Below are 24,598 nucleotides of genomic sequence, written 5' to 3'. Positions count from 1 at the left end.
CGCTCCGCCGGCGCTCGGCGGGACCGCGCTCACCACTGCCGGCCCCGCGGCAGCCGGTCGCGTCCCGGCGCGGACAGGTGCAGCACCTGGAAGACCTCACCCGAGGCCTTGGGCGCGTCATGGTCCCAGAGCGAGAAGTGGACCAGCTCCCAGTGCCGCGGGTCGACGGCGGCGGCCGCGCAGACCGCGCCGTCCAAAGCGGCCAGCCGCGCGGTCTCGGCCACGGCCGCCGCCGTCACCTCGGACAGCTCACCCCCCTCCGGCAGGGGCTGACGCCGCCGCACCGCGACCTGGGCCGGCGCACCGGCGGCGCCGCCCTCCTCGTACGCGAGGCCCGTCCAGTGCTGCACCACCGGCCGACCGAAGTCGTTGACGAGCCCCTGGAAGGCGCCGCCCCAGAGGAAGGAGTTCATGCCCTCGACGGTGTTCCACAGGTAGAAGGGCGCGTACTGGTTGACCGGTGAGCCGTGCACCCCGCGCTCACGCATCAGATACGTCTTGAAGCCGAGTCCCGCCCAGTCGTCGAGGCGATGTCCGATGCGGGAGACCCGGGCACGGATGATCCCCATGTCGTAGTCGGCGGGGAACGTCAGTTCGTACTGCATCGCGTGCATGCATGCCTCCTTGAGTGGCCTTCAGCCGAGGCCCTGACGGGCGGGGGAGAGCAGGGCGAGCAGCCCGCGGACCGCGGTGTCGAAGGCGGCCGGAGAGCCGGACGCGCGCGCCAGCACATAGCCCCCCTGGACGGTCGCGAGGATCGTCGCGGCGATCTCCTCCGCGTCGAGCGACTGCGCGAACTGCCCCTGCTCCTTGCCCTCTTCGACGATCCCGGCCAGCCGCTCGCGCAGCCAGTCGATGGTCTCGTCGACGGGAGCGCGCAGCTCGGCACTGGCGATCACGTCCGGGTCCATCGTCAGCCGTCCGACCGGACAGCCGCGCAGGACGTCGCGCTCGCGACGCAGATACGCCGCGATGCGCTCGTACGGCGAGCCGGGCGCGCCCAGGACGCCCTCCGCGGCGGCCCGCAGCTCCTCGGCGGTACGGCGGATCGCGGCCAGGGCGAGATCCGGTTTGCCGTTGAAATGGTGGTACATGCTGCCTTGTCCGGCGCCCGCGTGCTGCTGGATCGCCTTGGGGCTGGTGCCCACGTAACCGCGCTCCCACAACAGCTCGCGGGTGGACTCGATCAGCCGCTCCGGAGTGCTCATGAACTCACTGTACATACTAGTAGGTACAGAATCGAGGTCTTTCGCGGCGACCCGAGGAAGCAGGCGGCGACGCCCCGCGTACTCCCACGGAGGTACCCGTACGACCGCTGGCCGTACGACGACTCGGACCCCCTCCGGGAGCGAGTCTCGATGCGTCGAAACAGCAGCTTCCACCTAGGAGATGACCCGAGATGCAGACCCTGGCGAACTGGGACGGCGGACCCGGCCCGTGGATCCTGTTCTTCCCGCTGATCTGGGCGGCCGTCGTGATCGGCGTCGTGACGGTCCTGCGCCGCACCGCCGGGCGCGGTCGCCGCGGACCATGGCGCGCGATGGGCGACTTCGGTCCGCCCCGTGACCTCCGCCCGACGGGCGACTCGCCGCTCGCCGTGCTGGGCCGCCGCTTCGCCTCCGGCGAGATCGACGAGGACGAGTACTGGCGCCGGCTCTCCGTCCTGGACGAGCAGTTCGGCCGGACGGGCAAGGGAGGAGCGGCATGAGCACCGCGACCGCGACGCGTCACGCCGCGGCCGTCGCCGACGCCGTCAAGGTGTACGGCACCGGTGACACCGCCGTCCGGGCCCTGGACGGGGTGAGCGTCGGCTTTCCGGCCGGACGCTTCACCGCGATCATGGGGCCCTCGGGCTCCGGCAAGTCCACCCTGATGCACTGCGCCGCGGGCCTGGACACCCTCACCTCCGGTGCCGCGTTCATCGGCGACACCGAGCTGGGCACACTGGACGACCGCCGCCTCACCCTGCTGCGCCGCGACCGCGTCGGCTTCGTCTTCCAGGCGTTCAACCTGGTTCCGACGCTGACTGTCGCGGAGAACATCACGCTGCCCCTGGACCTCGCCGGGGCCAGGGGCTCCCGTGAGTGGATCGACGCGCTCGTCGACGTGGTCGGCCTGCGCGACCGGCTCCACCACCGTCCGGCCGAACTCTCCGGCGGACAGCAGCAACGCGTAGCCGTGGCACGGGCGTTCGCCGGCCCGCCCGAGGTCGTCTTCGCCGACGAACCCACCGGCAACCTCGACTCCCGCGCGGGCGAGGAGGTCCTGAACCTGCTCGGTCGAGCGGTGCGCCGGATGGACCGCACGGTCGTCATGGTCACGCACGACCCGGTGGCGGCCGCCCACGCCGACGAGGTCGGGACCAGGGCACAGCTGCGCGCCATGGTCCGCTGGGAGTCGATCCTCGTCGCCGCCTTCGGCACGGTGGGCGGACTCGTCCTCGGCGCCTTCCTGGGCTGGGCGCTCGTCAAGGCCTCGGACGGCGCGTCGGACAGTGCCTTCGCCTTCGCCGTCCCGCCCGGACGGCTTGCCGTGGTGGCACTGGTGGGCCTCGCGGCCGGAGCCCTGGCGGGTCTGCGCCCGGCCCGGCGGGCAGCACGCCTGGACGTGCTGCGCGCCATCGCCACGGAATGACGTACGGCGGAAGGGCATACGACGGGAGCACGTAGGACGGAATGACGTATGGCGAAGAGTTGTGCGACGTAAAGGTGAGCAGCGAAAGGGTGAGCGACAGAAGGGTGTTCGAGGTGAGAGTCACCGCCCGGTCAACCGGCAACGGCGGACCGGGCGGGAGCGTGTTCGTGTATGTGCTCGTGCTCGTGCTCGCGTTCGGGCCTGAGTCCGTCGCGGGGGTCGAGCGTGTCGACGATGGGTCGGCGCTTGGTCTCACGGGCCGTGTCGTACGCCGGAAGGACGGGCGTCGCAACCGGAGGCAGGGCCGCCGGGAGCGTGAACCACACGACCTTTCCCGACTCGCCGTCCGGGCGCACACCCCAGCTCTCGCTGACCGCGGCGACCATCGCGAGACCGCGACCGCAGGTTTCCGTGATGTCCACGTCCCGCACCTCGGGCAGGCGGGGATCGTGGTCGTGCACCGAGACCGTGAGCCGGTCGAGCAGCAGCTCGATTTCCACGGTGCACAGTTTGTCCGGCTGGGCGTGCCGGTGGACATTGGTCAACAGCTCGGTCACTCCGAGTGCGGCCCGGTCTATCAAGGCGTCCAGATGCCAGTAGCGCAACTGCGCAGATACGATTCTGCGGACCTGGCCGATCCGCGACGGCAGGGCTTGGAGCTCCACCGTGCAATGCCTGCTTGGCTGGCTGATCACGGCTGCGACTCCCCGAATTGAGGTCCGGAAGAAGACGGAGATCGGATCCAGCAGAGTGGCTGCGTGGAGCGGCCGCCTGCTGTGGTGTCCGGCGGGCTGGTTCGCAGCGTTATCGCCGGTAAACCCAGAGTGATGTGAGAACAGCGTGACTCAGGGGATGCGGTCCTGCAACTCGCGGTGTGGTCCGCGGGTCCGCTCCGGCCGGAGCCGTCGCGGGGCGCGAGGCGAGGGCCTCGCATGAGCTGTGCCGCCCCGTGAGCCGGGGCTCGTCCGCCGACCGACGCCGACCGCGACCGACCGACGCCGACCGCCACCGACCGACGACGGCTGCGAACGGAGAGCGTACGGGCCGACAGGCGGTGGCCGGTGGTCAGCTGGGGGCTTTCGTGCCGGACGTCGCCGGTGCGCGCGCCGGTGGTTTCCCGGCCGGGCGTCGCCGGTGCCGGCGGACGGAGGCCCGTGCGCCGGCCTTCGCCGGTTGCGAACGGGTGCTCCGGCGCCGGTGGTTGCCGGTGGTGAGCCCGGGGCCGGCGTGCCCGGCGTGCCCGGCGTGCCCGGCGTCGCTGGTGTGCGCGCCGATGGCTTCCCCGCGGGTCGTCGCCGCTGCCGACGGCCACAGGCTCCCGCGCCGACGGTCGCCGATCGCGCACCGGGGGCTCCCGAGCCGGTAGCCGCCGGTTGCGAACCCGGTGCTCCCGTACCGGCAGCCGCTGTTCGCGAACCTTGGGCTTCCGTGTCGGCAGCCGTTGGTCGGGAGCCGTTGGGCCGTGCCTGCGTGGGGTCGCCCGTTGCGGGCCGTGGGTGCCTGTGGTGGCCCGCGCCGGTGGCGGACGGAGGGCTCCCGCGTCGGCCGTCGTGCGGCCGGCGGCTCAGCGGTTGCGCCCCGCCGCCTTGCGTACCGCCTCGATGAACCGGCGCGCCGAGGGCGGCCCCGGTTTGCCGGGCGCGGGGTCGTGCTCGCCGAGCGTGAGCGAGTAGCGCGTGCCGTTGACATCCGCCAACGCCCGGTCCTCGGGCGCGAACCAGGGCTTCGATGCACGCACCGCCTGCACCGGCGCACTGTCTATCTCGCTCCCGTAGCTGGTGAGCAACTGCAGCCTGCCGTCGCTGATCCGGACCTGTCCGGCCCGGGTGAGCGAACGCAGCCTCTTCCCGATCCGCACGCCCGTGGCCGTGAACTCCGGCTCCGCCATGATGCTCCGCCCCCTTGTGCGCGTCGGCTCTGCCTGTCCCGCGTCCCGGGCCCGTTTCCCGCGATTCCCGCACGGGTCCTGATCCGGTGTACGCGACCGCTCCGGGAGCGTCGTCCCGTGCGGTGCGACCGGACGCGGGCAGCGTCCATGCGGTGCAGTCTGCCCGCAGGCGGCGTCGAGCACCAGTGCGCATGACGAGGTGACCGCGGGGGCGGGAGCACTCGCCCGGGTGCGCCCCCGTCGCTTCGGACACCCCTGCTCCAGGGGCGCCTTTGAGGGACTCAAAGTTGTGTTTATGCAGGTGAGAAGCGTGTGCAAGGTGTTTATGATCGAGGCGTCCGACCAGCTGAACCGGCGTCGGCGCGATGCGTAAGGAGCCCCGCCGTGAGCAGCCCCCAGCAGATCCGGACCGGCGAAACCCTCGATGTCGACCACAGTGACGCGCGGTACCGCGGCTGGCTCAAAGAGGCCGTCCGCAAAGTCCAGGCGGATGCGAATCGCTCGGCCGACACCCATCTGCTGCGTTTCCCGCTGCCCGAGTCGTGGGGTATCGATCTCTATCTGAAGGACGAGTCGACCCACCCCACCGGCAGCCTCAAGCACCGTCTCGCCCGCTCACTCTTTCTCTACGGCCTGTGCAATGGCTGGATCCGGCCGGGCCGCCCCGTGATCGAGGCGTCCAGCGGCTCGACGGCCGTCTCGGAGGCGTACTTCGCGAAGCTGATCGGCGTGCCCTTCATCGCGGTCATGCCGCGCACGACGAGCGCCGAGAAGTGCCGTCTGATCGAGTTCCACGGCGGGCAGTGCCACTTCGTGGACGACTCCCGCAAAATGTACGAGGAGTCCGCCGCCCTCGCGGTCGACACCGGCGGACACTACATGGACCAGTTCACCTACGCGGAACGGGCCACGGACTGGCGCGGCAACAACAACATCGCCGAATCCATCTTCCGCCAACTGGAGTTGGAGCGTTTCCCGGAGCCCGCGTGGATCGTCGCCACGGCCGGCACCGGCGGCACCTCGGCGACGCTCGCGCGCTACGTCCACTACACACAGTCCGACACGCGCATCTGCGTCGCCGACCCGGAGAACTCCTGTTTCTTCGAGGGCTGGACCACCGGCGATCCGGACGTCACCTGCGACCGCGGCTCGCGCATCGAGGGCATCGGCCGGCCAAGGATGGAACCGAGCTTCGTGCCGGGCGCGATCGACCGGATGATGAAGGTGCCGGACGCCGCGAGCGTCGCGGCCGTACGGGCACTGGAACAGGCCATCGGCCGCAAGGCGGGCGGTTCGACCGGCACGGGTCTGTGGAGCGCGCTGAAGATCGTCGCCGAGATGGTGACCGAGGGGCGCAAGGGGAGCGTGGTGACACTGCTGTGCGACCCCGGTGACCGGTACCTGGACAAGTACTACTCGGACGCGTGGCTCGCCGAACAGGGGCTCGACATCGCGCCCTACACGGCGGCGATCGCGTCGCTGCTGGAGACGGGCGTCTGGCCGGACTGACGGCGAACCGGAGACCCCGGCCGGGCGGCCGGCCGACCCCCGGCCACCGGTGACGTCGTCCGCGTGCTGAGACCGTCCGTGGGCGAAGTCACGCGCGTACCAAGGCCGTTCGCCGGTCATGTCGCACGTATGTCGGCGGAGGCCGCCGGTCATGTCGCACGTATGTCGGCGGAGGCCGCCGGTCATGTCGCACGCACGTCGGCGGAGGCCGCCCGTGACGTCGCACATGTGTCGACGTCGGCCGTTGGTGACTGACGTCAGGCGTGTGTCGATGCCAGGCGTCGGTCCAGCGCCGTGACCGCCTGGTGGAAGGCGCGGCCCAGGCCCGCCCGCCCCAGCCTCAGGGCCAGCCGGAACGGGGCCGAGCCGTCGGCGGCGAAGGTCCACTGGACCCGTGTGCCCTTCCCGGCCGGTGTCAGCCGCCACTCCTCGACCAGCGCGCGGGGGCCCGGCGCGTTCGTGACGTCCACCCGGTACGCGTACACCTCGGGAGCCTCGGCCGTGAGGACCGACTCCTGGAAGCGCGTGCCGCCCCTGAGCCGGACCTCGCGCCCGGTGCCGTCCCCGGTCGGCCGGGCCAGTGTCACCGCCGAGAACCACTCGCTCCAGCCCGGCACGTCCTCGGCGAGAGCATGGAACACCGCCTCGGGAGAGGCGGCCACCTCCCGCGCGAACACCAGCCGCAGGGGAGCGGTCCCGGTGAACTCGACACCCACCGGGCGCAGACGGCGTGCCATGGACGAAACCCCCTCGTGGAGACGGATTCACGGGCAGCGTCACCATAACTGGCGGACCGTCAGATGTCTGTACCGTCCTCGGGTTCCCCGGCCACCACCAGCCGCCTCAGGTGCTCGGAGATCTCGGCGCGGGCCTCGGTCGGCAGTCCGGCGTCGGTGACCAGCGTGTCGACCTGTTCCAGTGCGGCGAACGAGCTCAGGCCCACCGTGCCCCACTTGGTGTGGTCGGCGACCACGACGACGCGCCGCGCGGACTGCACCAGCCGCCGGTTGGTCTCGGCCTCCGCCAGGTTCGGCGTCGACAGGCCCGCCTCGACCGATATCCCGTGCACCCCGAGGAACAGCATGTCGAAGTGGAGCGCCGCGATGGCCTGGTCGGCGACGGGCCCGACAAGGGAGTCGGACGGGGTGCGTACCCCGCCCGTCAGAACGACGGTGGCCGCGCCCTGCCGCTGACCGGAGACGCGCTGCGCCGAGTGGAAGACGTCCGCCACCCGTACCGAGTTGGTCACCACGGTCAGGTCCGGCACGTCCAGGAGCTGATGGGCCAGCGCATATGTCGTCGTACCGCCCGAGAGCGCGATCGCCGTGCCCGGCGCGACCAGTTCGGCGGCGGCCCGCGCGATGTCCTCCTTGGCGGTCAGCTCCAGACCCGACTTGGCCTCGAAGCCCGGCTCGTGCGTACTCGCCTCGACCACCGGCACCGCGCCGCCGTGCACCTTCTCCACCACACCCTGGCGGGCGAGCGCGTCGAGGTCGCGGCGGACCGTCATGTCGGAGACACCGAGTTTGCGGGTCAGCTCGTTCACCCGAACCCCGCCCCGACGCCGTACCTCGTCGAGGATCAGGGCGCGACGCTGCTCCGCGAGGAGGTTCTGATTCTCACTCACGTCCGCTCCGATCCCTTCGCCCCAAGCTGCTCAACACTCCGCCCGAACCCGCTCCCACGTGGACATTCTCCTTGCCCGAGGTCTGGAGGACGACCCATCCTCGCACGGGCCGCCGACACGCGCGCCACTCCCCGTACACACACCGCGTCCCTACCGTTGCGGCACTGTCACACGTATCGGGGAGATTCCGTGACCACAGGTGTGCGCGCACGCCTGATCGGAGATCCTTGTGCCTGCACATGACACACGCCATACACAGCACGGGGGAAGTGCGGATCAGTGGAGCGTGCACACGAACATGGTGCGGCGGGAGAGCTCAGCGGCCCCGCCCAGCGGCCCGACGCGGCCGAGACCGCCCTCGAACTCCTGGTCCACGGAGTCGGGGGCACCACACCCGAGCAGATGCTGGACGACCCGCGCACGGTCCGGATCAGCGGCGACGACACGGCGGCCGTCTTCCGGCGCCTCGACGACGCCGACGCGGAGCGCCGCCCCGACGACTACCGCGGCAAACCGGTGCCCGAGGCCTATGTGTGGTGCAACCTCACCTCCGGCAACGGCACCCGGGCCCTGTGGCTGTTGCTGCTGCCCTTCATGGTCGTCAACCTCGCCCACTGGATGCGTCCCGCCACCCGCGGCCGCACCCGGACGGTCCGCGTGTACGGCCTGCTCGTCCGGCTGGCCGGTCTCACCCTGACCGTGCTCCTGGTCGCCGCCGCCTGCGAGGTCGCCCTCGATCTGGCCGCCTGGCAGTGCGCGGGCACACGCGCGTGCGCCGAGGCGCACTCCTGGCTGGGCTTCCTCTCCCCGGACCTGTCCGACAACGGCTGGTGGAGCGGGCCCGGCCGCCGCCTCGCCCTGGCCGGCCTGGTGCCCGCGGGCCTCACCGGCCTGCTCTGGTACCTCTCCCACCGCACCTGGAGTGCCTACGAGTCACAGCAGCCGATCTCCCGCAGGCCCGAGCCCGCCGAGGAGATGGGCCGCACCGGGCTCGGCAGGCCCGGCTTCTGGTACGGGCGCCGGCTGGTGGCCCGGCTGCGCGCCGCGCACACCGCGGCGGGACTCCTCACCGTCACCGCGGCCGTCGGGATCCCCGCCGCCCGCTTCGACCGGGGGACCGGGGGTTCCGCCGTGCTCGGGAGCCTGGGCCTGCTCCTGTACGCGTCCCTGGCCGTGGGCGCGGTCGTGGTGCTGTGGGTGGTCTGCCGCCGCGGGCGCAGCGAGAACCGGCTGGACCGGGAACTGGACGCGACCCTGGTGCGCGGGCTGCCGCTCGGCTCGATCGTCCTGCTCGCCCTGACCCTGCTGTACGCCGGATGGTCACGGCCCGGCTGGCACTCGACAGGACGGCTGCCCGGAGACACGATCTTCGGCGTCCTCGCCCTCTCGCAGGGGCTGCTGGTCATCGCGCTGGGCGTGGTGGCCTGCCTCCTGCACCGCGCGCTGTCCCGAACTCTCCGCTCCGCACGAGCAGGGGACACCCCCGTCGGCACCCGCACCGCGCTGCACGGTCTGGCCGGACCCGCGGTCGCGATGCTGGCCTGCGCGCTGGGCGGCGTGATGTCCGGCGGGGTGGCCCAGCGCGTCGCCGACTGGCTGGACGGCACCAGAGGCTCGCTGCCCGGCCCGCCCGTCCTGCTGACCTGGCAGGCGTCCGTGATCCCGCCGACGCTCCTGGTGCTCCTCGTCCTGTGCGCCCGGCTCGCGGGGCGTGCCTGGCGGCTGCGCGGTCACGAGATGCGCGCGGTGGAACTCGACCACCGGGGGGAGGCCAAGGACACCGCCCGCACCCGCCGGATCGCGAGCACGCGGGCGATGGCGACCCTCACCGACCGGGCGCCCCTGATCGTCGGGGTCACCTCCTCCGCGACCCTGCTCCTCGGTGCCGGAGCCCTGGTGGGCGCCCTGACCACCGGGGACACACCGGCAGAGGCCGCGCGCGGGTCGTACGCCCTCGTCCGCGGCACCGCGGAAGCCGCGCAGGGGCTCGGGTCCTGGCTGATCGGGCTTGGCTTCATACTCCTGGTCACCTGGGGCCGCCGCGCCTACAAGGACCCGGCGGCCCGCCGCACCATCGGCATCCTCTGGGACGTCGGTACCTTCTGGCCGCGCGCCGCCCACCCCTTCGCGCCGCCCTGCTACGCCGAGCGCGCCGTGCCCGACCTGACCTGGCGGATGGTCACCTGGACCCGCGCCACCGGCGGGCGGCTCGTACTCTCCGGGCACTCCCAGGGCAGTGTGCTGGCGGCCGCCGCGGCCTGGCAGATCAAGCCGTCGGTACGCAGACGGGTCGCGCTGCTCACCTACGGCTCACCCCTGGAGCGGCTCTACGGGCGCTGGTTCCCGGCCCACTTCGGCCCGGCCGCCCTCAGCTCGCTGCACCGCGAGGTCGACTGCTGGCGCAACCTGTACCGCCTCACCGACCCCATCGGCGGCCCCGTACGGCTGCCCGGCGACTGCGGTCCGCAGGTCGACCGCGCGCCCCTGAAGGACCCGCTCGCCTACGGGCGCACCCAGGAGCATCCGTTGCCCGCGCCGATCCTCGGCCACGGGGACTACCAGAGGGACCCGGCCTTCGCCGAGGAGCGCGAACGACTGCTGGCACGGCTGCGGCCCGAGGCGGTGCCGGGCCCTCGTTTTGAAGGCGACGCGGAACTGAGGGCGACGTCCGGAAGCGAGGGGGACGCGCGGAACTGAGGGGGACGCGCGGAACTGAGGGAGACGCGCGGAACTGAGGGGGCGCCCGCCCGTCCACCGGGTGATGCTCAGGGCAGCTCCGGCAGGTCCTCCGGGTAGAGCAGCGTGAGGTCGTCGGTGCTCGGCTCGGCGAGCTGGGCGACCCGTCCCGCGTGCCGCTCGACCATCGCCTCGAAGGTCTGCCGCGCGGTGCGGCCGTTGCCGAACGCGGGCCCCTTGGGGATGGCCGTGAAGTACTTCAGCAGCGCCTCGGGCGCGCCGGGCGCGAGGCTGTACTCGTGCTCCTCGGCCTGCTGCTCCACGATCCGCAGCAGCTCCTCGGGGAGGTAGTCGCTGAAGGTGATGGTCCGTGAGAAACGGGACGCCACACCGGGGTTGACGGTGAGGAAGCGCTCCATCTCGGCCGTGTAGCCCGCGACGATCACGACGACCGCGTCCCGGTGGTCCTCCATCAGCTTGACGAGCGTGTCGATGGCCTCGCGGCCGAAGTCGCGGCCCGAGTCCTCCGGTGACAGCGCGTACGCCTCGTCGATGAACAGCACCCCGCCGCGCGCCCGGTCGAACGCCTCCTGGGTGCGGATCGCCGTGGAGCCGATGTGTTCGCCGACCAGGTCGACGCGGGACACCTCGACGAGATGGCCCTTCTCCAGGACACCGAGGGAGGCGAGGATCTCTCCGTACAGCCGGGCGACCGTCGTCTTGCCGGTGCCGGGGGAGCCCGTGAAGACCAAGTGGCGGCGGGCGGAGGCCGCCTTGAGGCCCGCCAGCTGTCTGCGGCGGCCCACCTCGATCATGTCGGTGAGGGCGCGCACCTCGCGTTTGACGCTCTCCAGTCCCACCAGGCCGTCGAGTTCACCGAGGACGACCTTCGACGTACGGGCCGGCTGCGCGGGTTCGGGCTCGGAGGCGGTGACGAGCGGTTCCTGCTCGGTGGTGCGCTGGCCCGGGATCGCGCCGAGCAGGCTCGAAGACGCGTTGGACGTCTGTACGGCCGTCTCGTGCGCCGGGGGTCGTACGCCGGCGCTCTCGTCGCTGGTGCAGTCCTCGACGACGGGGCCGCTCCCCGGTGCGTTGCCGCCGTCGGTGAACTCGTAACCCCCGCGCGCGCAGCGCTCCGTACGGCACTTCTTCAGCGTCGCCCGGCAGCCGTCGATGACATGGAAGCCGTAGCCCCCACTGCCCGTCACCCGGCAGTTGTGGAAGCTGCCCCGGCCACCCGCCGACACATAGAAACCGGCCTCGGCGGGCGAATCGACCGTGCAGCGCTCGAAGGTGGGGTCGGCGCCCTTGGTGACGATCACGCCGGTCTGGGTGCCGTCCACGGTGCAGCCGGACAGGGTGCCGCCGCTTCCGTGGTCACGGAACCAGGCGCCCGTCGCGGCGTCCCGGATCCGGCAGTCGTCGAGCTGCACGGTCGCGCCGTCGCTCACCGAGACGGCGGTGTTGCGTACTTGGGAGAGGTCGCTGTCGACGACGTCCACGCGTGAACCGCGGTCGAGGACGAACAGGGCGTCCGGCACGTCGTGCACCCGACAGGATTCGAGCACCGCGGTCGCGCCGTCACTGACCCACACCGCGGGGTAGTCGCCGGTGCTGTCGAAGATCTCGCACTGGTTGGCGTCCACGCGTGTGCCCGGGTCCCAGACCGACAGGCCGTTGCGCCCGAACTGCCGCACGGTGGTGCGGGTCAGGGTGAGGACCGAGCGGGAACGCAGATCCACCGCGTTCTCAGGGATGTCGTGGATGCGGCAGTCGGCGAGGGTGAGCACGGCGTCCGTGTCCAGCGTGATGCCGTCCGAGGTCGTGCGGTGCACATCGCAGTCGGTGAGATGGGCCGTGGCGCGCGCGGTGATCTGCACGCCGGAGCCCTTGACCTCGTACACCTCGCAGCCGACCGCCTCCAGCGAGGAGTTCTCGCCGGTCACCGACAGGCCCGCGCCGGAGGCGTGGTGCACCCGGCAGCGCTCCAGGCGGGGATGGCCGCCGCCACGGACCGCGATGCCGGACTGCCCGGCCGCGACGACCTCGCACTCCTCGAACACCCCACCGCCGCCGTCCAGTACGGCGATACCGATGCCGGCCGGATTGTCGACGGTGCAGCGGCGCACGGTCGGTCGGGCACCGCCGCGCACCTCGATGCCGGCGGCGGAGCGCGTGACGATCCGCACGTCCAGCAGTTCCGGGGTGCCCTCCTCGACGAGCAGCGCGGGTGCGGCCGAGTCCTGGCCCTCCACGTGCAGGTCCTGCACCACGGCGGAGGCACGGACGGTCAGCGGCACCCCGTCCACCGGCGCGATGCGCACGGAGCCGGGGGAGCCCTCGGGGCCGCGCAGCGTCACCGCGCGCTGGACCACGAGGTTCTCCCGGTAGGTGCCGGGCGCGACGGTGAGTACGTCCCCGTCGGCCGCGGCCTCCAGGGCGGCGGCCAGCGATGCGTACTCTCCTGTGCGGCGCCGCCACCGCGAGGTGCCGGTGTGCGTCACCTGGACCGTGCCCTGTGCCATGGCGCTGTTGTGCCCCCACCTCGTCGTACGCGGGTCCTGCGAGGCCGTGTTGAATCCCCGTCGCGATCAAGAACAGCTTCTCACGACGGTGCCGAACGGTTCGGTCGGTCCACCGTAGCGTGCGCGGGGACGGTGGGTTGACCGGAGCCGGAAGGCGGTCAGCTGCCGGTGCCGGTCCTGCCCCAGTCCGGACCCGCCTTGTCCCATGCCTGATCCCAACGGGCGTACCGGCGACGGACCATGTGCCAGAGGATCAGGCGCCTGCCGCTGTCGAGGAGCCCCGCGGCGATCAGGGCCGCTCCGAACCCCGCCAGCACGGCGTGCGTCGTCGCGGTGGCCGGATCCAGCGGGCGACTGACCATCTCGCCGTGCTCGTCGGTCCAGAGCGCGAAGTGGTCGCCCTTGTGCGGTGAGGTGAGGGCGGCCATCACCTTGCCGTGGTGCGCGGAGCCGTCCGGTGCGGTCCAGTCGGCGAGCACGCGGGTGTTCGGGTCCTGCGCCGACGAGGCCTCGGGATCGGGGCTCAGCGGGTCCCGCTCCACCTTCTTGACCACGGTGGCCGTCACCACGTGGCGAGCCCGTCGCTGGTCCCGAACGGCCTGTTGCAGGGCGTCCTCGGCCACCGCTCCGGTGAGGGCGCCGATCAGGGGTGCGACGACGACGATCAGCAGGACGGCCAGCAGGGCCAGCCAGGCCTCGACCAGATCGGTCGTACGGCGCAGCGGATTGTGCCGCCAGCGCCAGAGACCGCCGATGGTGCGCACCGATCCGCACCCCCTTCCCCGTCCGTGATAACGCCCCACGGAGCCGTTCACGTCCGGGCGCCGGGAAAGAGAGAGCGAGATCACCCTTTCCGCGGGCCCTTCATGAACTTCTCACGCAGTCTCAACGACCGCGCCCGGGGCCCGGGTTCCCCGGGGCGGACTGTTCGAGGACCGTGACCGGATCGCCGACCCGCACCGTGCCGGAGGACTCGGGCACCAGGTTCTGTCCGAAGACCAGCTCGGACCCGAAACGGCGGTGGCGCGCGAGGGTGCGCAGCGGCTCTTTGCCGCGCTCGGCGGTGTCCTGATCGGTGGTGGTCACGACGCAGCGGCCGCACATCTTGGGGATCCGGAAGGTGACCTCGCCGATGGCGATCCGTCTCCAGCCGTCCTCGGCCCAGGCCGCGGTGCCCGCCACCACCACGTTCGGCCGGAAGCGGTTCATCGGGAGGGGGCCCTCATGGGCGCGGTCCCCCTGGGCGATCCAGGTGTTGAGCGCCTCCAGCGAGGCGAGCGTGGTGACCAGCAGCGGATAGCCGTCGGCGAAGCTGACGGTCTCGCCCGTGCGTGCGTAGTCCGGGTCCACCGGTCTGCGTGTGGCGGGATCGTCCATGTGGAGGAGACGCACCTCGGTCCCCAGATAGCCGCTGCACCACGCATGTGCGGTGGCGTCCGCGGCGACCGCCTCCACCTTGTCGCCGAAGATGTCCAGCGTCGTCGTGCCGGCCGGCTCCGGGACGGGGACGGTCACCGGCTCACGGCCGGGCGCGGACAGCCGAATGCCGCCGCCGGGCAGCAGCTCGGCGGCGGCCAGCGCCAGACGTGGTTGCTGGCGTTGTGTGACGACCTTCCCCCCGGCGTCGATGAGTACCCACCGTCGGTCTCCGGCCAGCCCCCAGGGCTCCACGACGGCCTCCCGGGGTGACTGGCCCCGGAACGCCTTGACCGGATGGACATGGATCGAGTGCAGCTCCGCGTTCCCCATGACGCCATCGTGCCAGCAAGGACCGACAATCCGGTCCGAATGCCTCAGTGCCTCAGTCGCTCGGGTACGTCAGTGGTCAGTACCCGCGGTACTGCTGGTTGTTGTACGGGTCCTGGTACGGAGCCGGGGCGGGGCGGGGAGCCGCGGGGCGCATCGCCTCGTAGCCGGTGCCGGCCGCCATCGGGCGCTGCGGCTGCTGCTGGGGTCCCGGGTAACCGCGCGGGGCGGCCTGCTGCGGGATGTACGGCGCGGGGGCCTGCTGGAGCGGCGAGGGCTGCTGGGCCTGCGGGTAGCCACCGTACGAGGGAGCCTGCTGGGAGGGTCCGGCCGGCAGGGCGGGGAGCGCGGACGGGAGCGCGGGCAGGTAGCTGCTGCTGGTGTCGTAGGCGGCGGGAACCCGGATCGGGGCGATCTGGGGGGTGCCCCGCTCGGCGACGAGGGAGTCGTAGATCGGGGTGTCCGGGAAGGACGGCGCGGAGTAGTAACCGCCGCCATAGGTGGAGCGGGGGGAGGTCATGGCACATAAGTTAAGCCCACGATGTGCTGGTTGGGGAGACCGATAAGAGGGTTGTTTTCCGTGTCGGCCGTGACGCGGGATCCCCAATGCGAGCGAACTCGGCAAAAAAGGGCACCGCATGGCGTTCGGATCGTGTAAAGGCCGAGTTCCGCGGGGGTTACCAGGGGTTGACCAGCGGTCTTCCGAGGCCCGTCACGGCCTCCTCCGGAGCACCTCACGGGATCTTCCGGGGCTGGTCACAGGAGTTCGTCGCCCAGGGAGAATAGGTTGGGCGGGAAAGGGTCCGAGGGAGGGCCCGAGACACGGCCTGGCGCGGTGACACGTGATGGGGGCGGACATGACAATGCCTAAAGGTGCGAATGTTCCGGTGCCGACAGGTGCGCTGCGCGTCGAAATGGGCTGGCGTTCGGGACCCGGGGTGCCCGACGCGGATGCCTCCGCGCTGTTGCTGCTGTCCGGGAAGGTCCGTTCGGACGGCGACTTCGTGTTCTACAACCAACCGGCGCACTCCTCGGGTGCCGTGCGGCACGAGGGCAAGCGGAACGCGGGTGGTCAGGTCACCGACACGCTGTTCGTCGACCTCGCGCGCGTGGAGCCCGCGATCGAGACCGTGGTACTGGCCGCCTCCGCGGACGGCGGCACCTTCGGGCAGGTGCCCGGTCTGTCCGTCCGGGTGCTCGACGCACGGCAGGGCACGGAGGTCGCGCGCTTCGACAGCAGTGACGCGACCGTCGAGACCGCGTTCGTGCTGGGCGAGTTCTACCGGCGTCAGGGTGCCTGGAAGTTCCGTGCGGTCGGACAGGGATACGGCAGTGGGCTGGAAGGTCTGGCGAAGGACTACGGAATCACGGTGGACGAGCCGCAGCACGCGACGCCAGCCCCGGTCGCGCCCGCCGTCACCGGACCCCCCGCCGGCGCGCCGCCCATCACTGCGCCGCCCGTCACCGCGCCGCCCCCCACCATGACTCCGCCGCCCGCCCCGCCCAGGGCCCCGGTCCGTCTCTCCAAGGTCACGCTCACCAAGGAGGCTCCCTCGGTCTCGCTGGCCAAGCAGGGCGGCACCTCCGGCGCCATGCGCGTGAACCTCAACTGGGAGGTGCGCAAGCAGTTCACGGGGTGGGGCGGCAAGCGGGGCCGGGCCGTCGCGATGCACGCGGACCTCGATCTCGACCTCTGCGCCCTGTACGAGTTGTCCGACGGCCGCAAGGGAGTCGTCCAGGCGCTCGGCAACGCCTTCGGGGCGCTGCACCAGCCGCCGTACATCCACCTCGACGGCGACGACCGCACCGGTGCCGTCGAGAGCGGTGAGAACCTCACCGTCAACCTCGATCACCGCCAGAGCTTCCGGCGCATCCTCATCTTCGTGACCATCTACGAAGGAGCGCGCTCGTTCGCCGATCTGCACGCCACGGTCACCCTCCAGCCGCTGAACGGCGCTCCGGTGGACTTCTCGCTCGACGAGTGCACGGTCCCCTCGACCGTCTGCGCACTCGCCCTCATCACGAACAACGGCGGCGATCTGATCGTCCAGCGCGAGGCCCGCTACCTCGTGCCCGAGCGCGGCGTGAGCCCGCAGCGGACCGTCGACCGCATCTACGGGTGGGGCATGAACTGGACCCCGGGCAGGAAGTGACCCGCGGCCGGCGAACTGCGGTCGGCGAACTGCGGCCGGCGAACTGCGGCCGGTGATCCGCGGCCGGTTATCCGCAAGAAGTAAGCGTTCAGTGCTCGTCGAGGGCCGCGTCGGGGCGTGCGTAGGTGCGGCCCTTCCAGGCCGCGCCGCGCCCCCTGTAGTGCTGCACCGCGGAATCGACCGTCATGAGGAGGTACAAGAAGGCGGTGACCGGCAGCAAAGGCGCCAGCCACGGCGGCTGCCGGTAGTAGCGCAGCATCGGCAGATACGTGACCGTCATGAGCAGCCACGCGAGCCCGCCGAGCATCGCGACCTCCGGGCTCCCCGAGACGAGCCCGGTGAAGAGCGCGACCGGCGGAACCAGGTAGACGAGAGCGAGGCCGAGAACCGTACCGAGCAGCAGCAGTGGGTTGTGCCGCAGTTGGGCGTAGGCGCTGCGCGAGATCATGTGCCACAGGTCGCGCAGCCGCGGGTAGGGGCGCACGCTGTCGACGCGCTCGGCCAGCCCCAGCCAGATGTGGCCGCCACTCCCCTTCACCGCCCTGGCGAGCGCCACGTCGTCGATGACGGCCTGTCGGATGGCGTCCGGAATCCGCGCCCGCTCGGCGGCGTCCGTGCGCAGCAGCACGCAGCCGCCCGCGGCGGCAGCCGTCCGCGAGCCCTTCACCGCGATCCGGCGGAAGGGATAGAGCTGCGCGAAGAAGTAGACGAACGCCGGCACGACGAGCCGCTCCCACGCGCTCTCCACGCGCAGCCGGGCCATCTGGGAGACGAGGTCGAAGCCGCCGGTGTCCGCCGCGGCCACCAGCGTCCGCAGGCTGTCCGGCGCATGCGCGATGTCCGCGTCCGTCAGCAGCAGGTATACGGGGCCCTGCGATGCGGGACCTCGGGATTCCGGACCGTGCGATTCCGGACCGTGCGATGTGCCTCCACGCGCGCGTGCCAGCGCGATGCCGTGGCGTACCGCCCAGAGCTTGCCGGTCCAGCCCGCGGGCGGCTCCCCGGGCGAGTCGACGGTGAGCGGCAGCCCGCCGTGCGCGCGGGCGAGCTCGCGGGCCAGCTCCCCGGTGCCGTCCGAGCTGCCGTCGTCGACGAGGAAGACCTCCGCCCGCCCCGGGTAGTCCTGCGCGAGCAGCGACGGCAGGCTCTCGGGCAGCACCGCGGCCTCGTCCCGTGCCGGTACCACGACAGCGACGGACGGCCAGTGGTCCGGCTCCCGGCGCGGTGGCAGCCGCAGATCCGTACGCCAGAAGAAGCCCTGGCCGAGCAGCAGCCACAGCCAGGCGGCCAGTGATCCCACGGCGATCCACGCAACGGCACTCACGCCCGGAAGTCTGCCCCACCCCGGCGGCCCGCCGGGGCGGATCGTCTATGGTGACCGGGTGAAGATCGCGCTCATGGACTCCGGAATCGGACTGCTCGCTGCTGCCGCCGTGGTACGTCGACTGCGGCCCGACGCCGATCTCGTGCTCTCCTCGGACCCCGGCAGCATGCCCTGGGGCCCGCGTACGCCCGAGGATGTCACCGCCCGCGCCCTCGCCGTCGCCGAGGCGGCCGCGCGGCACCGGCCGGACGCCCTGATCGTCGCCTGCAACACCGCTTCCGTGCGTGCCCTGCCCGCCCTGCGCGCCCGCCTGGAGCCGGAGGTGCCCGTCATCGGCACGGTCCCGGCCATCAAGCCGGCCGCGGCCGGTGGCGGCCCCGTCGCGATCTGGGCCACGCCCGCCACCACCGGAAGCCCCTATCAGCGCGGACTCATCGACGAGTTCGCCGACGGGGTGTCCGTGACCGAAGTGGCCTGCCCGGGACTGGCCGACGCCGTGGAGCACGGGGACCAGGCCGGCATCGACGCCGCGATCACCGCAGCCGCCGCCCGTACCCCCGAGGATGTAAGGGCCGTCGTCCTGGGCTGCACCCATTACGAGCTGGTCGCCGAACGCATCCGCGCAGCCGTGCAGCGGCCCGGCCTCCCGCCGCTCGTCCTGCACGGCTCCGCCGGGGCGGTCGCCGCGCAGGCGCTGCGCAGGATCGGCGAGCTCCCGGATCCGGAGGCCCCTGCCGAAGGCTCCCTCACCGTGCTGCTCGGCGGCCGTGAGGGCGCGTTGCCCGTGACGGCACTGGCGTACGAGGAAGGCGGGCTTCTGCAGGCGGTCAGTCCCGCCCGCTGACCACCGGTCGCACGCCATTCAGGGCGGCGGCTGCCCGCTCCGGCCACGGCCCGTCACCCGCGACGGTCCGTCACCGGCCGAACGTCCTCCGTGCGAGGAGCCCCCACCCGGAGCAGTGACCCTCCGCTACCCGGTGCCCGCGGTGCGGAACCTGAGTAGTCTCTATAGGTATGAGGGACCATCGGCACGGCGAGCACTCCTCGCCCGAGGTCTGGACCGGGCGCGCGACCAACCGCGTCCAGTGGCTGCCCGCGATCGGCGGCGCCGCCTGCATCGCGCTCGGCATCGAGCTGGCCGTCGACTCCGAGTGGACGTCGGGTGTCGCGGCGCTCGCCATGTCCGTCGTCGGGTGCATCGCGGCGGGACTGCTCATCCTGTTCGGCACGCTCGCCTTCGTGCATGTCGCCGTGAAGGTCGACAAGGACTGCCTCGAAGTGCGCTGCGGCCACATAGGGCTGCCCCGTCGTCGTATCCCGCTCTCGCACGTCGTCGGCGCCGACTTCGCGCCCCAGGTCACGCCACGGCAGTGGGGCGGCTGGGGTTATCGCTGGCGTCCCGAGATGGGCACCGCGGTCATCGTCCGGCGCGGCGAGGGTGTGGTGCTGCTGCTCGGTGACGGGCACACGTTCACGATCACGGTGGACAACGCCGAGGCGATGGTACGGATCATCCGTGACCGACTGCGGCCGGCCACTCCCGGCACCGTGATCTGACCTCGGCCCCCCCGCACCGCCACGGAGGCTCACGGCTCCAGCCGGTTCCCCCAAGGATGGTCGCCCCTGCTCAGGATGTTCTCGGGTTCCCCGTCTTCCGCATCGTCGTCGTCCGCCAACGGCCGCGCCGTCGCGAGCCCGGCGAGCAGACCCGCTCCGGCCGTCACCGTGGTGAAACTCAGCGCGTTGCCCACCGACGCGATCACCGCGAGCGCCGCGAGAGCCGCGCCCGCCGTCAGCACGATCGGTGTGGACCGTGGCGAGCGCCACAGTGCGTAGAGGACCCAGCAGAAGACCGCGGCGAGCAGGGCCACGCCGACCACGCCCTGTTCCGCCGTCTGCTGCAAGGCCGCGGAGTGCGGCTTGCCGTCGGGCAGCAGCGACTGCGCGACCGTCGGACTGAGTTCCCCGTAACGCCCGGGCCCCACGCCCAGGACCGGATTCCGGCGGGCCAGCCGGAGGGCGTCGTGCCACAGCAGGACACGGTGCTCGGTGAGCTGACCCTCCAGGGCGGCGGCCAGCCCGTCGGGGAGCGCGTTCTCCGCGATCGCCCAGGTCGCCCCGGTCGTCAGCGCGGCGGCGAGGGCGAGGCCCCCGAGTCCCAGGGCGCGGCGGCGCATACGGTCGGCGGCGAGCGAGCACAGCAGCACTCCGGCGCCGGCCACGCATCCCGCGGTCGAGTCCAGGGCTGCCGCGGTCAGTGTGATCCCGACGGCCAGCAGCCGCAGCCCGAGCCGCGGCCCCGGCGAACGTGCCGCCCAGGCCGCACAGCACGCGGCTCCGGTGGCCAGGGCCAGCAGGGCGGCCGTGGCGCCGGTGTGTCCGAGCGGCGCCGTGATCTGCGGGCCCGGAGTGGTGTGCGGAGCGGTGAGCGCGAGGCCGAGTGCGGCGAGGGCCCCGGCGCAGGGGGCGGCTACCGGCAGGAGCGCGCCGAGGATCCGGCCCGAGGCATAGCCGGCGGCGACGGCGAGCACCGCCAGGAGCACGCCCTCGGGCCGCCCGTCCTGGGCGGTCGCCGTGATCAGGGACCAGACGGCGCAGGCCCCGAGCACGATGACGCCCGTGGCGTCCGAAACGTTTCGTCTGTCGCCTTCGGCCGCTGAACCGGCCGCGGACCTCATCCGCGTGGACCCCACCCCGTCGCCCCCCGACCTGTGACGGGCCCCGACCGTCGCGGCCGCATCCGGTCGCACGTCAGAGGCTCGGGCACACCGTAACGTCTGATGCGCCGGTTTGTGGACGAGTTGCGCAGGAACGGTGCATCGGAGGTGCATCAGGTGGTCGGCAGAGCGGACGGACGGCCCCCGGGCACCGGGAGGTTCGTGGTGCGGACCGTGCTGTCGGCGCCCAGGTCACGCGCCGTACACTCCCCGAGTGACCGCCACCGCAACCTCCGTAGACGAGCCGGAACAGCTCGAACCCCAGGCCGCGCCCGCATCGCGTGGGGCCCGACTGGCGCGACGCTACGCTCCGGCCGTCGCCGCGGCGCTCTCCGGAGTGCTCCTCTACGTCAGTTTTCCGCCCCGCACGCTGTCCTGGCTGGCCCTGCCCGCCTTCGCGGTCTTCGGCTGGACCCTGCGCGGTCGCTCCTGGAAGGCGGGCCTCGGGCTCGGCTATCTGTTCGGCCTGGGGTTCCTGCTGCCGCTGCTGGTGTGGACCGGCGTCGAGGTCGGTTCCGGCCCCTGGCTCGCGCTGGTCGCGGTGGAAGCGGTGTACGTCGCGCTCGTCGGCGCGGGCATCACGCTGGTGTCCCGGCTGCCCGGCCGGCCGCTGTGGGCGGCGGCGGTCTGGATCGCGGGCGAGGCGGCCCGCGCGCGTGCGCCCTTCGGTGGCTTCCCCTGGGGCAAGGTGGCCTTCGGCCAGGCGGACGGCGTCTTCCTTCCGCTGGCCGCGGTGGGCGGCACCCCGGTGCTCGGCTTCGCGGTCGTACTCTGCGGCTTCGGGCTGTACGAGGTCGTACGTCAGGTCGTCGAGGGCCGGCGCACCGGTGCCGTACGGCGCGGGGCCGCGGCGGCGGCTCTGCTCAGCGTGGCCGTCCCCGTGGTGGGGGCGCTCGGCGCGCGGTCGCTGGTGAGCGACAAGGCCGAGAACGGCACGGCGACCGTCGCCGTCATCCAGGGCAATGTGCCGCGCGCGGGGCTCGACTTCAACTCCCAGCGGCGCGCCGTGCTCGACTACCACGCGCGGGAGACCCTGCGGCTGGCCGCCGAGGTCAAGGCGGGCAAGGTCGCCCGGCCCGACTTCGTGCTGTGGCCGGAGAACTCCTCCGACGTCGACCCCTTCACCAACGCCGACGCCCGGCTCGTGATCGACAACGCCGCCAAGGCCATCGGCGCGCCCATCTCGGTCGGCGGCGTCGTCGAGCGCGACGGCAAGCTCTACAACGAGCAGATCCTGTGGGACCCGGTCAAGGGTCCCCTGGACACGTACGACAAGCGGCAGGTCCAGCCGTTCGGCGAGTACCTGCCGTTGCGCTCGCTGCTCGGCGCCATCAACAAGAACTGGACGTCGATGGTGCGCCAGGACTTCAGCCGGGGCCACAAGGCGGGCGTCTTCACCATGGACGGCAGCAGGGTCGGGCTGGTCACCTGTTACGAGGCCGCCTTCGACTGGGCCGTGCGCAGCACCGTCATGGACGGCGCGCAGCTGATCTCGGTGCCCAGCAACAACGCGACCTTCGACCGCAGCGAGATGACGTACCAGCAGCTCGCGATGTCCCGCGTCCGCGCCGTGGAGCACAGCCGTACCGTCACGGTGCCGGTGACCAGTGGTGTCAGTGCCGTGATCATGCCGGACGGGAGGATCACCCAGAAGACCGGGATGTTCGTCGCCGACTCGCTGGTCCAGAAGGTGCCGCTGCGCTCCTCCGAGACCCCCGCCACGCGGCTCGGCATCCTGCCGGAGATGCTTCTGGTGCTGGTCGCGGTGGGCGGGCTCGGCTGGGCCGGGACGACGGTGGTGCGTCGGCGCCGGGACAGCGGCGCGCGGGGCGACCTCGCGTGATCCCGGCCGGGTAACGGAACCGGACCGTTAGGGTCGGTCCATGGCTACTCCTGACTTCATCAGCACCCTTCGGGCGTCCGCGGGCCACCAGCTGCTCTGGCTCCCCGGAGTCACCGCCGTCGTCTTCGACGACGAGGGCCGAGTGCTGCTGGGCCGACGTACCGACACCCGCAAGTGGTCGATCATCGGCGGCATTCCGGACCCGGGCGAGCAGCCCGCGGCCTGTGCCGTGCGGGAGGTCCTGGAGGAGACGAACGTGCACTGCGCGGTGGAGCGCGTCGTGCTCGTCCAGGCACTGGACCCGGTGACGTACGAGAACGGCGACACCTGTCAGTACATGGACATCACGTTCCGCTGCCGGGCCGTCGGCGGCGAGGCGCGTGTCAACGACGACGAGTCGCTGGAGGTCGGCTGGTTCGCGGTCGACGCCCTGCCGGAGCTGAACGGTTTCGCGATGCTCCGGATCAAGCAGGCGCTGTCGGACGCACCCACGTGGTTCGAGCCCGTGATCTGAGGGCGGCCGCCGCCCGGACAGGACCGGTCACAGCCGGATGACGACGAGCGCGGTGTCGTCGTCGGGACCGTACTGGAGCGCGGGGAGGAGATCGGCGAGTACGGCGTCGGCGAGGGGCGCGGGATCGAGCAGGTGATGGCGTTCGACACTGCCGGCGAGACGGCGGAGGCCGACGTCGATGTCCTCGCCCCGGCGCTCGACCAGACCGTCGGTGTAGAGGACGAGGGTGCCGCCGGGAGCGTAGCCCACGGCCGCCTCCGACCTGGCAAAGGTGTCGTCGCACGCCCCCAGGGGCGGATCGGTGACCATGTCCAGCACCTCGACCGAGCCGTCGGCGTGGGCCAGAAGAGGTGGTGGATGGCCGGCGCGGCTGTAGGTGACCGTGTGCTCGCCGCGGTCGATGACGGCCTGGACCGTGGTCGTGGCGAGCGCGCCGTCGACCGTGTGCGCGTGCTCGGCGAGCGTCGTGAGAGCGGTGGCGGGCCGGCCGGAGGCGCGGATCGCCGCGCTCAGGGCGCTGCGCAGCTGCCCCATGGTCCCGGCCGCCTCCAGGCCGTGCCCCACGACGTCTCCGACCGCCACGGCCGGCCGCCGCGCGTCGAGGTCGATCAGGTCGTACCAGTCGCCGCACACGTTGAGGTAGCTGGTCGCGGGCCGGTAGCGCACGGCCACCGCCGAGTGCCCGGGCAGCGCCGTACTGGGCAGCATGGCGCGCTGCAGGGTGACGGCGACCTTGTGGGCGCGGGCGTGGGCCTTGCGCAACTCCTCGTTGAGTTCCTGCAGTTCCTGGGAGCGGTTCAGCAGGTCGGCGGTCATGGCGTCCTCGGGAGTGAGGCGGATCTCCGGCGCCGAACCGAGCGCCCGCCGTGCGCGGACCAGCGCGGTGACCTCCTCGACGCGATGGACGATGAGTGACACCCGGCCCTCGGCGTCGACCACCGGGATGTTGACGGTGCTCCAGTAGCGCTCGTCGTACACGCCGGGCCGATCGGGCACCTCGACGGAGTACTTCTGCGGGGCCATGGTGTCCTGCTCACCCGTGGACAGCACCCGCTCCAGCGATACGCGCAGCGACCGGGGGCCGTCGGCGTTCGGGTCGCCGGGATTGTCGGGAAACACGCCGAAGACACACTGCCCGAGCAGCTCCGCCAGGCTCCGTCCGGAGACCTTCGCATGGGCCCGATCGGCGTCGATGGCCACCAGGTCGGGGGTGAGCAGCAGCACGGGACCGGGCAGGGACTGGAAGACCGCCGCGTAGTCGATGTCGATGCCCGGGCCCTGTCTCCCGTCCGGTGCACCACTGTTGCTCATGTCCCATGTCTACTCCGACGCCCCGGCCGGTGCGACACGGTCACCGCTCACGCCCGATCGCCCGCGCTGCGGCGCCGGGCTCGTGCTGTGCGGTCGAGATCGTTACTGACCGATCAGGTCGCTTTCTGAGA

General features: G+C 72.0%; 22 protein-coding genes and 1 pseudogene. 10 read left to right on the top strand and 13 right to left on the bottom strand.

Annotated elements, in window-relative coordinates; all coding sequences use genetic code 11:
* Window positions 1-29: 29 nt before the first annotated feature.
* Together RV986_RS06395 and RV986_RS06390 are read right to left on the bottom strand one after the other, a co-directional pair.
* Entirely contained in the window at window positions 30-614 is a 585-nt protein-coding gene (locus tag RV986_RS06395) for a DUF4865 family protein (protein ID WP_475916446.1), read from the bottom strand.
* A 21-nt stretch (window positions 615-635) separates the two neighbouring features.
* Window positions 636-1,208, bottom strand: a complete 573-nt coding sequence (locus RV986_RS06390; protein ID WP_475916445.1) for a TetR/AcrR family transcriptional regulator — start codon at window positions 1,206-1,208, stop codon at window positions 636-638.
* A 191-nt stretch (window positions 1,209-1,399) separates the two neighbouring features.
* Here RV986_RS06390 and RV986_RS06385 point away from each other — a divergent pair, with 191 nt between their 5' ends.
* The 3 genes and pseudogenes from RV986_RS06385 to RV986_RS06375 all read left to right on the top strand — a co-directional run bounded on the left by RV986_RS06385 (window position 1,400) and on the right by RV986_RS06375 (window position 2,634).
* The gene (locus RV986_RS06385; RefSeq protein WP_475916444.1) at window positions 1,400-1,708 is read left to right on the top strand and encodes an SHOCT domain-containing protein; all 309 of its coding nucleotides are present in this window, start codon (window positions 1,400-1,402) and stop codon (window positions 1,706-1,708) included.
* Window positions 1,705-2,400 (top strand): annotated as a pseudogene (locus RV986_RS06380) (ABC transporter ATP-binding protein); the annotation flags it as partial. The gene RV986_RS06385 and the pseudogene RV986_RS06380, both read left to right, overlap by 4 nt.
* On the top strand, window positions 2,383-2,634 hold the full coding sequence (locus RV986_RS06375) for an FtsX-like permease family protein (protein ID WP_475924191.1): 252 nt from the start codon (window positions 2,383-2,385) through the stop codon (window positions 2,632-2,634). The pseudogene RV986_RS06380 and the gene RV986_RS06375, both read left to right, overlap by 18 nt.
* A gap of 131 nt (window positions 2,635-2,765) precedes the next feature.
* On the opposite strand, the gene RV986_RS06370 is transcribed toward RV986_RS06375, so the two are convergent.
* Both RV986_RS06370 and RV986_RS06365 read right to left on the bottom strand, forming a co-directional pair.
* Window positions 2,766-3,329 (bottom strand): ATP-binding protein, encoded by a 564-nt coding sequence (locus RV986_RS06370; RefSeq protein ID WP_475916443.1) that lies wholly within the window; start codon window positions 3,327-3,329, stop codon window positions 2,766-2,768.
* Between the two features lie 869 nt (window positions 3,330-4,198).
* Entirely contained in the window at window positions 4,199-4,522 is a 324-nt protein-coding gene (locus RV986_RS06365; protein ID WP_475916442.1) for a hypothetical protein, read from the bottom strand.
* A gap of 384 nt (window positions 4,523-4,906) precedes the next feature.
* Between RV986_RS06365 and RV986_RS06360 the strand changes: the two genes are divergently transcribed.
* Entirely contained in the window at window positions 4,907-6,031 is a 1,125-nt protein-coding gene (locus RV986_RS06360) for a PLP-dependent cysteine synthase family protein (RefSeq protein WP_475916441.1), read from the top strand.
* Between the two features lie 257 nt (window positions 6,032-6,288).
* Here RV986_RS06360 and RV986_RS06355 read toward each other — a convergent pair whose 3' ends face one another.
* Both RV986_RS06355 and RV986_RS06350 read right to left on the bottom strand, forming a co-directional pair.
* Window positions 6,289-6,768, bottom strand: coding sequence for an SRPBCC family protein (locus RV986_RS06355; RefSeq protein WP_475916440.1), 480 nt, complete (start codon window positions 6,766-6,768; stop codon window positions 6,289-6,291).
* A 59-nt stretch (window positions 6,769-6,827) separates the two neighbouring features.
* Window positions 6,828-7,658 carry a DeoR/GlpR family DNA-binding transcription regulator gene (locus RV986_RS06350; RefSeq protein ID WP_475916439.1) on the bottom strand — a complete coding sequence of 277 codons (831 nt, stop codon included), beginning with the start codon at window positions 7,656-7,658 and terminating at the stop codon, window positions 6,828-6,830.
* 279 nt (window positions 7,659-7,937) lie between these two features.
* Between RV986_RS06350 and RV986_RS06345 the strand changes: the two genes are divergently transcribed.
* Entirely contained in the window at window positions 7,938-10,355 is a 2,418-nt protein-coding gene (locus tag RV986_RS06345) for a hypothetical protein (RefSeq protein WP_475916438.1), read from the top strand.
* Window positions 10,356-10,423: 68 nt separating this feature from the next.
* Here the strand turns inward: RV986_RS06345 and RV986_RS06340 are convergent, their stop codons facing one another.
* The 4 genes from RV986_RS06340 to RV986_RS06325 form a co-directional block, all read right to left on the bottom strand.
* Window positions 10,424-12,859 (bottom strand): right-handed parallel beta-helix repeat-containing protein, encoded by a 2,436-nt coding sequence (locus RV986_RS06340; RefSeq protein ID WP_475916437.1) that lies wholly within the window; start codon window positions 12,857-12,859, stop codon window positions 10,424-10,426.
* 158 nt (window positions 12,860-13,017) lie between these two features.
* The gene (locus RV986_RS06335; RefSeq protein ID WP_475916436.1) at window positions 13,018-13,623 is read right to left on the bottom strand and encodes an Rv1733c family protein; all 606 of its coding nucleotides are present in this window, start codon (window positions 13,621-13,623) and stop codon (window positions 13,018-13,020) included.
* Between the two features lie 121 nt (window positions 13,624-13,744).
* Window positions 13,745-14,608 carry an MOSC domain-containing protein gene (locus tag RV986_RS06330; protein WP_475916435.1) on the bottom strand — a complete coding sequence of 288 codons (864 nt, stop codon included), beginning with the start codon at window positions 14,606-14,608 and terminating at the stop codon, window positions 13,745-13,747.
* Window positions 14,609-14,684: 76 nt separating this feature from the next.
* Window positions 14,685-15,125: a DUF6643 family protein gene (locus RV986_RS06325; protein WP_475916434.1), complete on the bottom strand. Its 441-nt coding sequence runs from the start codon at window positions 15,123-15,125 to the stop codon at window positions 14,685-14,687.
* Window positions 15,126-15,462: 337 nt separating this feature from the next.
* Between RV986_RS06325 and RV986_RS06320 the strand changes: the two genes are divergently transcribed.
* Window positions 15,463-16,758 (top strand): TerD family protein, encoded by a 1,296-nt coding sequence (locus RV986_RS06320; protein WP_475916433.1) that lies wholly within the window; start codon window positions 15,463-15,465, stop codon window positions 16,756-16,758.
* Between the two features lie 88 nt (window positions 16,759-16,846).
* On the opposite strand, the gene RV986_RS06315 is transcribed toward RV986_RS06320, so the two are convergent.
* Window positions 16,847-18,082 carry a glycosyltransferase gene (locus RV986_RS06315; protein ID WP_475916432.1) on the bottom strand — a complete coding sequence of 412 codons (1,236 nt, stop codon included), beginning with the start codon at window positions 18,080-18,082 and terminating at the stop codon, window positions 16,847-16,849.
* Between the two features lie 58 nt (window positions 18,083-18,140).
* Between RV986_RS06315 and RV986_RS06310 the strand changes: the two genes are divergently transcribed.
* Both RV986_RS06310 and RV986_RS06305 read left to right on the top strand, forming a co-directional pair.
* Window positions 18,141-18,926 (top strand): glutamate racemase, encoded by a 786-nt coding sequence (locus RV986_RS06310; RefSeq protein ID WP_475916431.1) that lies wholly within the window; start codon window positions 18,141-18,143, stop codon window positions 18,924-18,926.
* 170 nt (window positions 18,927-19,096) lie between these two features.
* On the top strand, window positions 19,097-19,639 hold the full coding sequence (locus tag RV986_RS06305) for a hypothetical protein (RefSeq protein WP_475916430.1): 543 nt from the start codon (window positions 19,097-19,099) through the stop codon (window positions 19,637-19,639).
* A gap of 29 nt (window positions 19,640-19,668) precedes the next feature.
* On the opposite strand, the gene RV986_RS06300 is transcribed toward RV986_RS06305, so the two are convergent.
* Entirely contained in the window at window positions 19,669-20,760 is a 1,092-nt protein-coding gene (locus tag RV986_RS06300; RefSeq protein ID WP_475916429.1) for an O-antigen ligase family protein, read from the bottom strand.
* A gap of 253 nt (window positions 20,761-21,013) precedes the next feature.
* Between RV986_RS06300 and lnt the strand changes: the two genes are divergently transcribed.
* Window positions 21,014-22,642, top strand: a complete 1,629-nt coding sequence (gene lnt, locus RV986_RS06295; RefSeq protein ID WP_475916428.1) for an apolipoprotein N-acyltransferase — start codon at window positions 21,014-21,016, stop codon at window positions 22,640-22,642.
* A 40-nt stretch (window positions 22,643-22,682) separates the two neighbouring features.
* Window positions 22,683-23,156, top strand: a complete 474-nt coding sequence (locus tag RV986_RS06290) for an NUDIX hydrolase (protein ID WP_475916427.1) — start codon at window positions 22,683-22,685, stop codon at window positions 23,154-23,156.
* A gap of 27 nt (window positions 23,157-23,183) precedes the next feature.
* Here the strand turns inward: RV986_RS06290 and RV986_RS06285 are convergent, their stop codons facing one another.
* On the bottom strand, window positions 23,184-24,467 hold the full coding sequence (locus RV986_RS06285; RefSeq protein ID WP_475916426.1) for a PP2C family protein-serine/threonine phosphatase: 1,284 nt from the start codon (window positions 24,465-24,467) through the stop codon (window positions 23,184-23,186).
* Between the last annotated feature and the right edge of the window lie 131 nt (window positions 24,468-24,598).

This window comes from Streptomyces sp. RLA012, assembly GCF_056270325.1.
This window is presented reverse-complemented; position numbering and strand designations above follow the sequence as displayed.

Coding starts and splice junctions, on each gene's coding strand:
- RV986_RS06305 (WP_475916430.1), top strand. CDS start 19,097: ATGAGGGACCATCGGCACGGCGAGCACTCCTCGCCCGAGGTCTGGACC.
- RV986_RS06300 (WP_475916429.1), bottom strand. CDS start 20,760: ATGAGGTCCGCGGCCGGTTCAGCGGCCGAAGGCGACAGACGAAACGTT.
- RV986_RS06395 (WP_475916446.1), bottom strand. CDS start 614: ATGCACGCGATGCAGTACGAACTGACGTTCCCCGCCGACTACGACATG.
- RV986_RS06290 (WP_475916427.1), top strand. CDS start 22,683: ATGGCTACTCCTGACTTCATCAGCACCCTTCGGGCGTCCGCGGGCCAC.
- RV986_RS06320 (WP_475916433.1), top strand. CDS start 15,463: ATGACAATGCCTAAAGGTGCGAATGTTCCGGTGCCGACAGGTGCGCTG.
- RV986_RS06375 (WP_475924191.1), top strand. CDS start 2,383: ATGGTCCGCTGGGAGTCGATCCTCGTCGCCGCCTTCGGCACGGTGGGC.
- RV986_RS06285 (WP_475916426.1), bottom strand. CDS start 24,467: ATGAGCAACAGTGGTGCACCGGACGGGAGACAGGGCCCGGGCATCGAC.
- RV986_RS06365 (WP_475916442.1), bottom strand. CDS start 4,522: ATGGCGGAGCCGGAGTTCACGGCCACGGGCGTGCGGATCGGGAAGAGG.
- RV986_RS06385 (WP_475916444.1), top strand. CDS start 1,400: ATGCAGACCCTGGCGAACTGGGACGGCGGACCCGGCCCGTGGATCCTG.
- RV986_RS06340 (WP_475916437.1), bottom strand. CDS start 12,859: ATGGCACAGGGCACGGTCCAGGTGACGCACACCGGCACCTCGCGGTGG.
- RV986_RS06325 (WP_475916434.1), bottom strand. CDS start 15,125: ATGACCTCCCCCCGCTCCACCTATGGCGGCGGTTACTACTCCGCGCCG.
- RV986_RS06390 (WP_475916445.1), bottom strand. CDS start 1,208: ATGAGCACTCCGGAGCGGCTGATCGAGTCCACCCGCGAGCTGTTGTGG.
- RV986_RS06330 (WP_475916435.1), bottom strand. CDS start 14,608: ATGGGGAACGCGGAGCTGCACTCGATCCATGTCCATCCGGTCAAGGCG.
- RV986_RS06355 (WP_475916440.1), bottom strand. CDS start 6,768: ATGGCACGCCGTCTGCGCCCGGTGGGTGTCGAGTTCACCGGGACCGCT.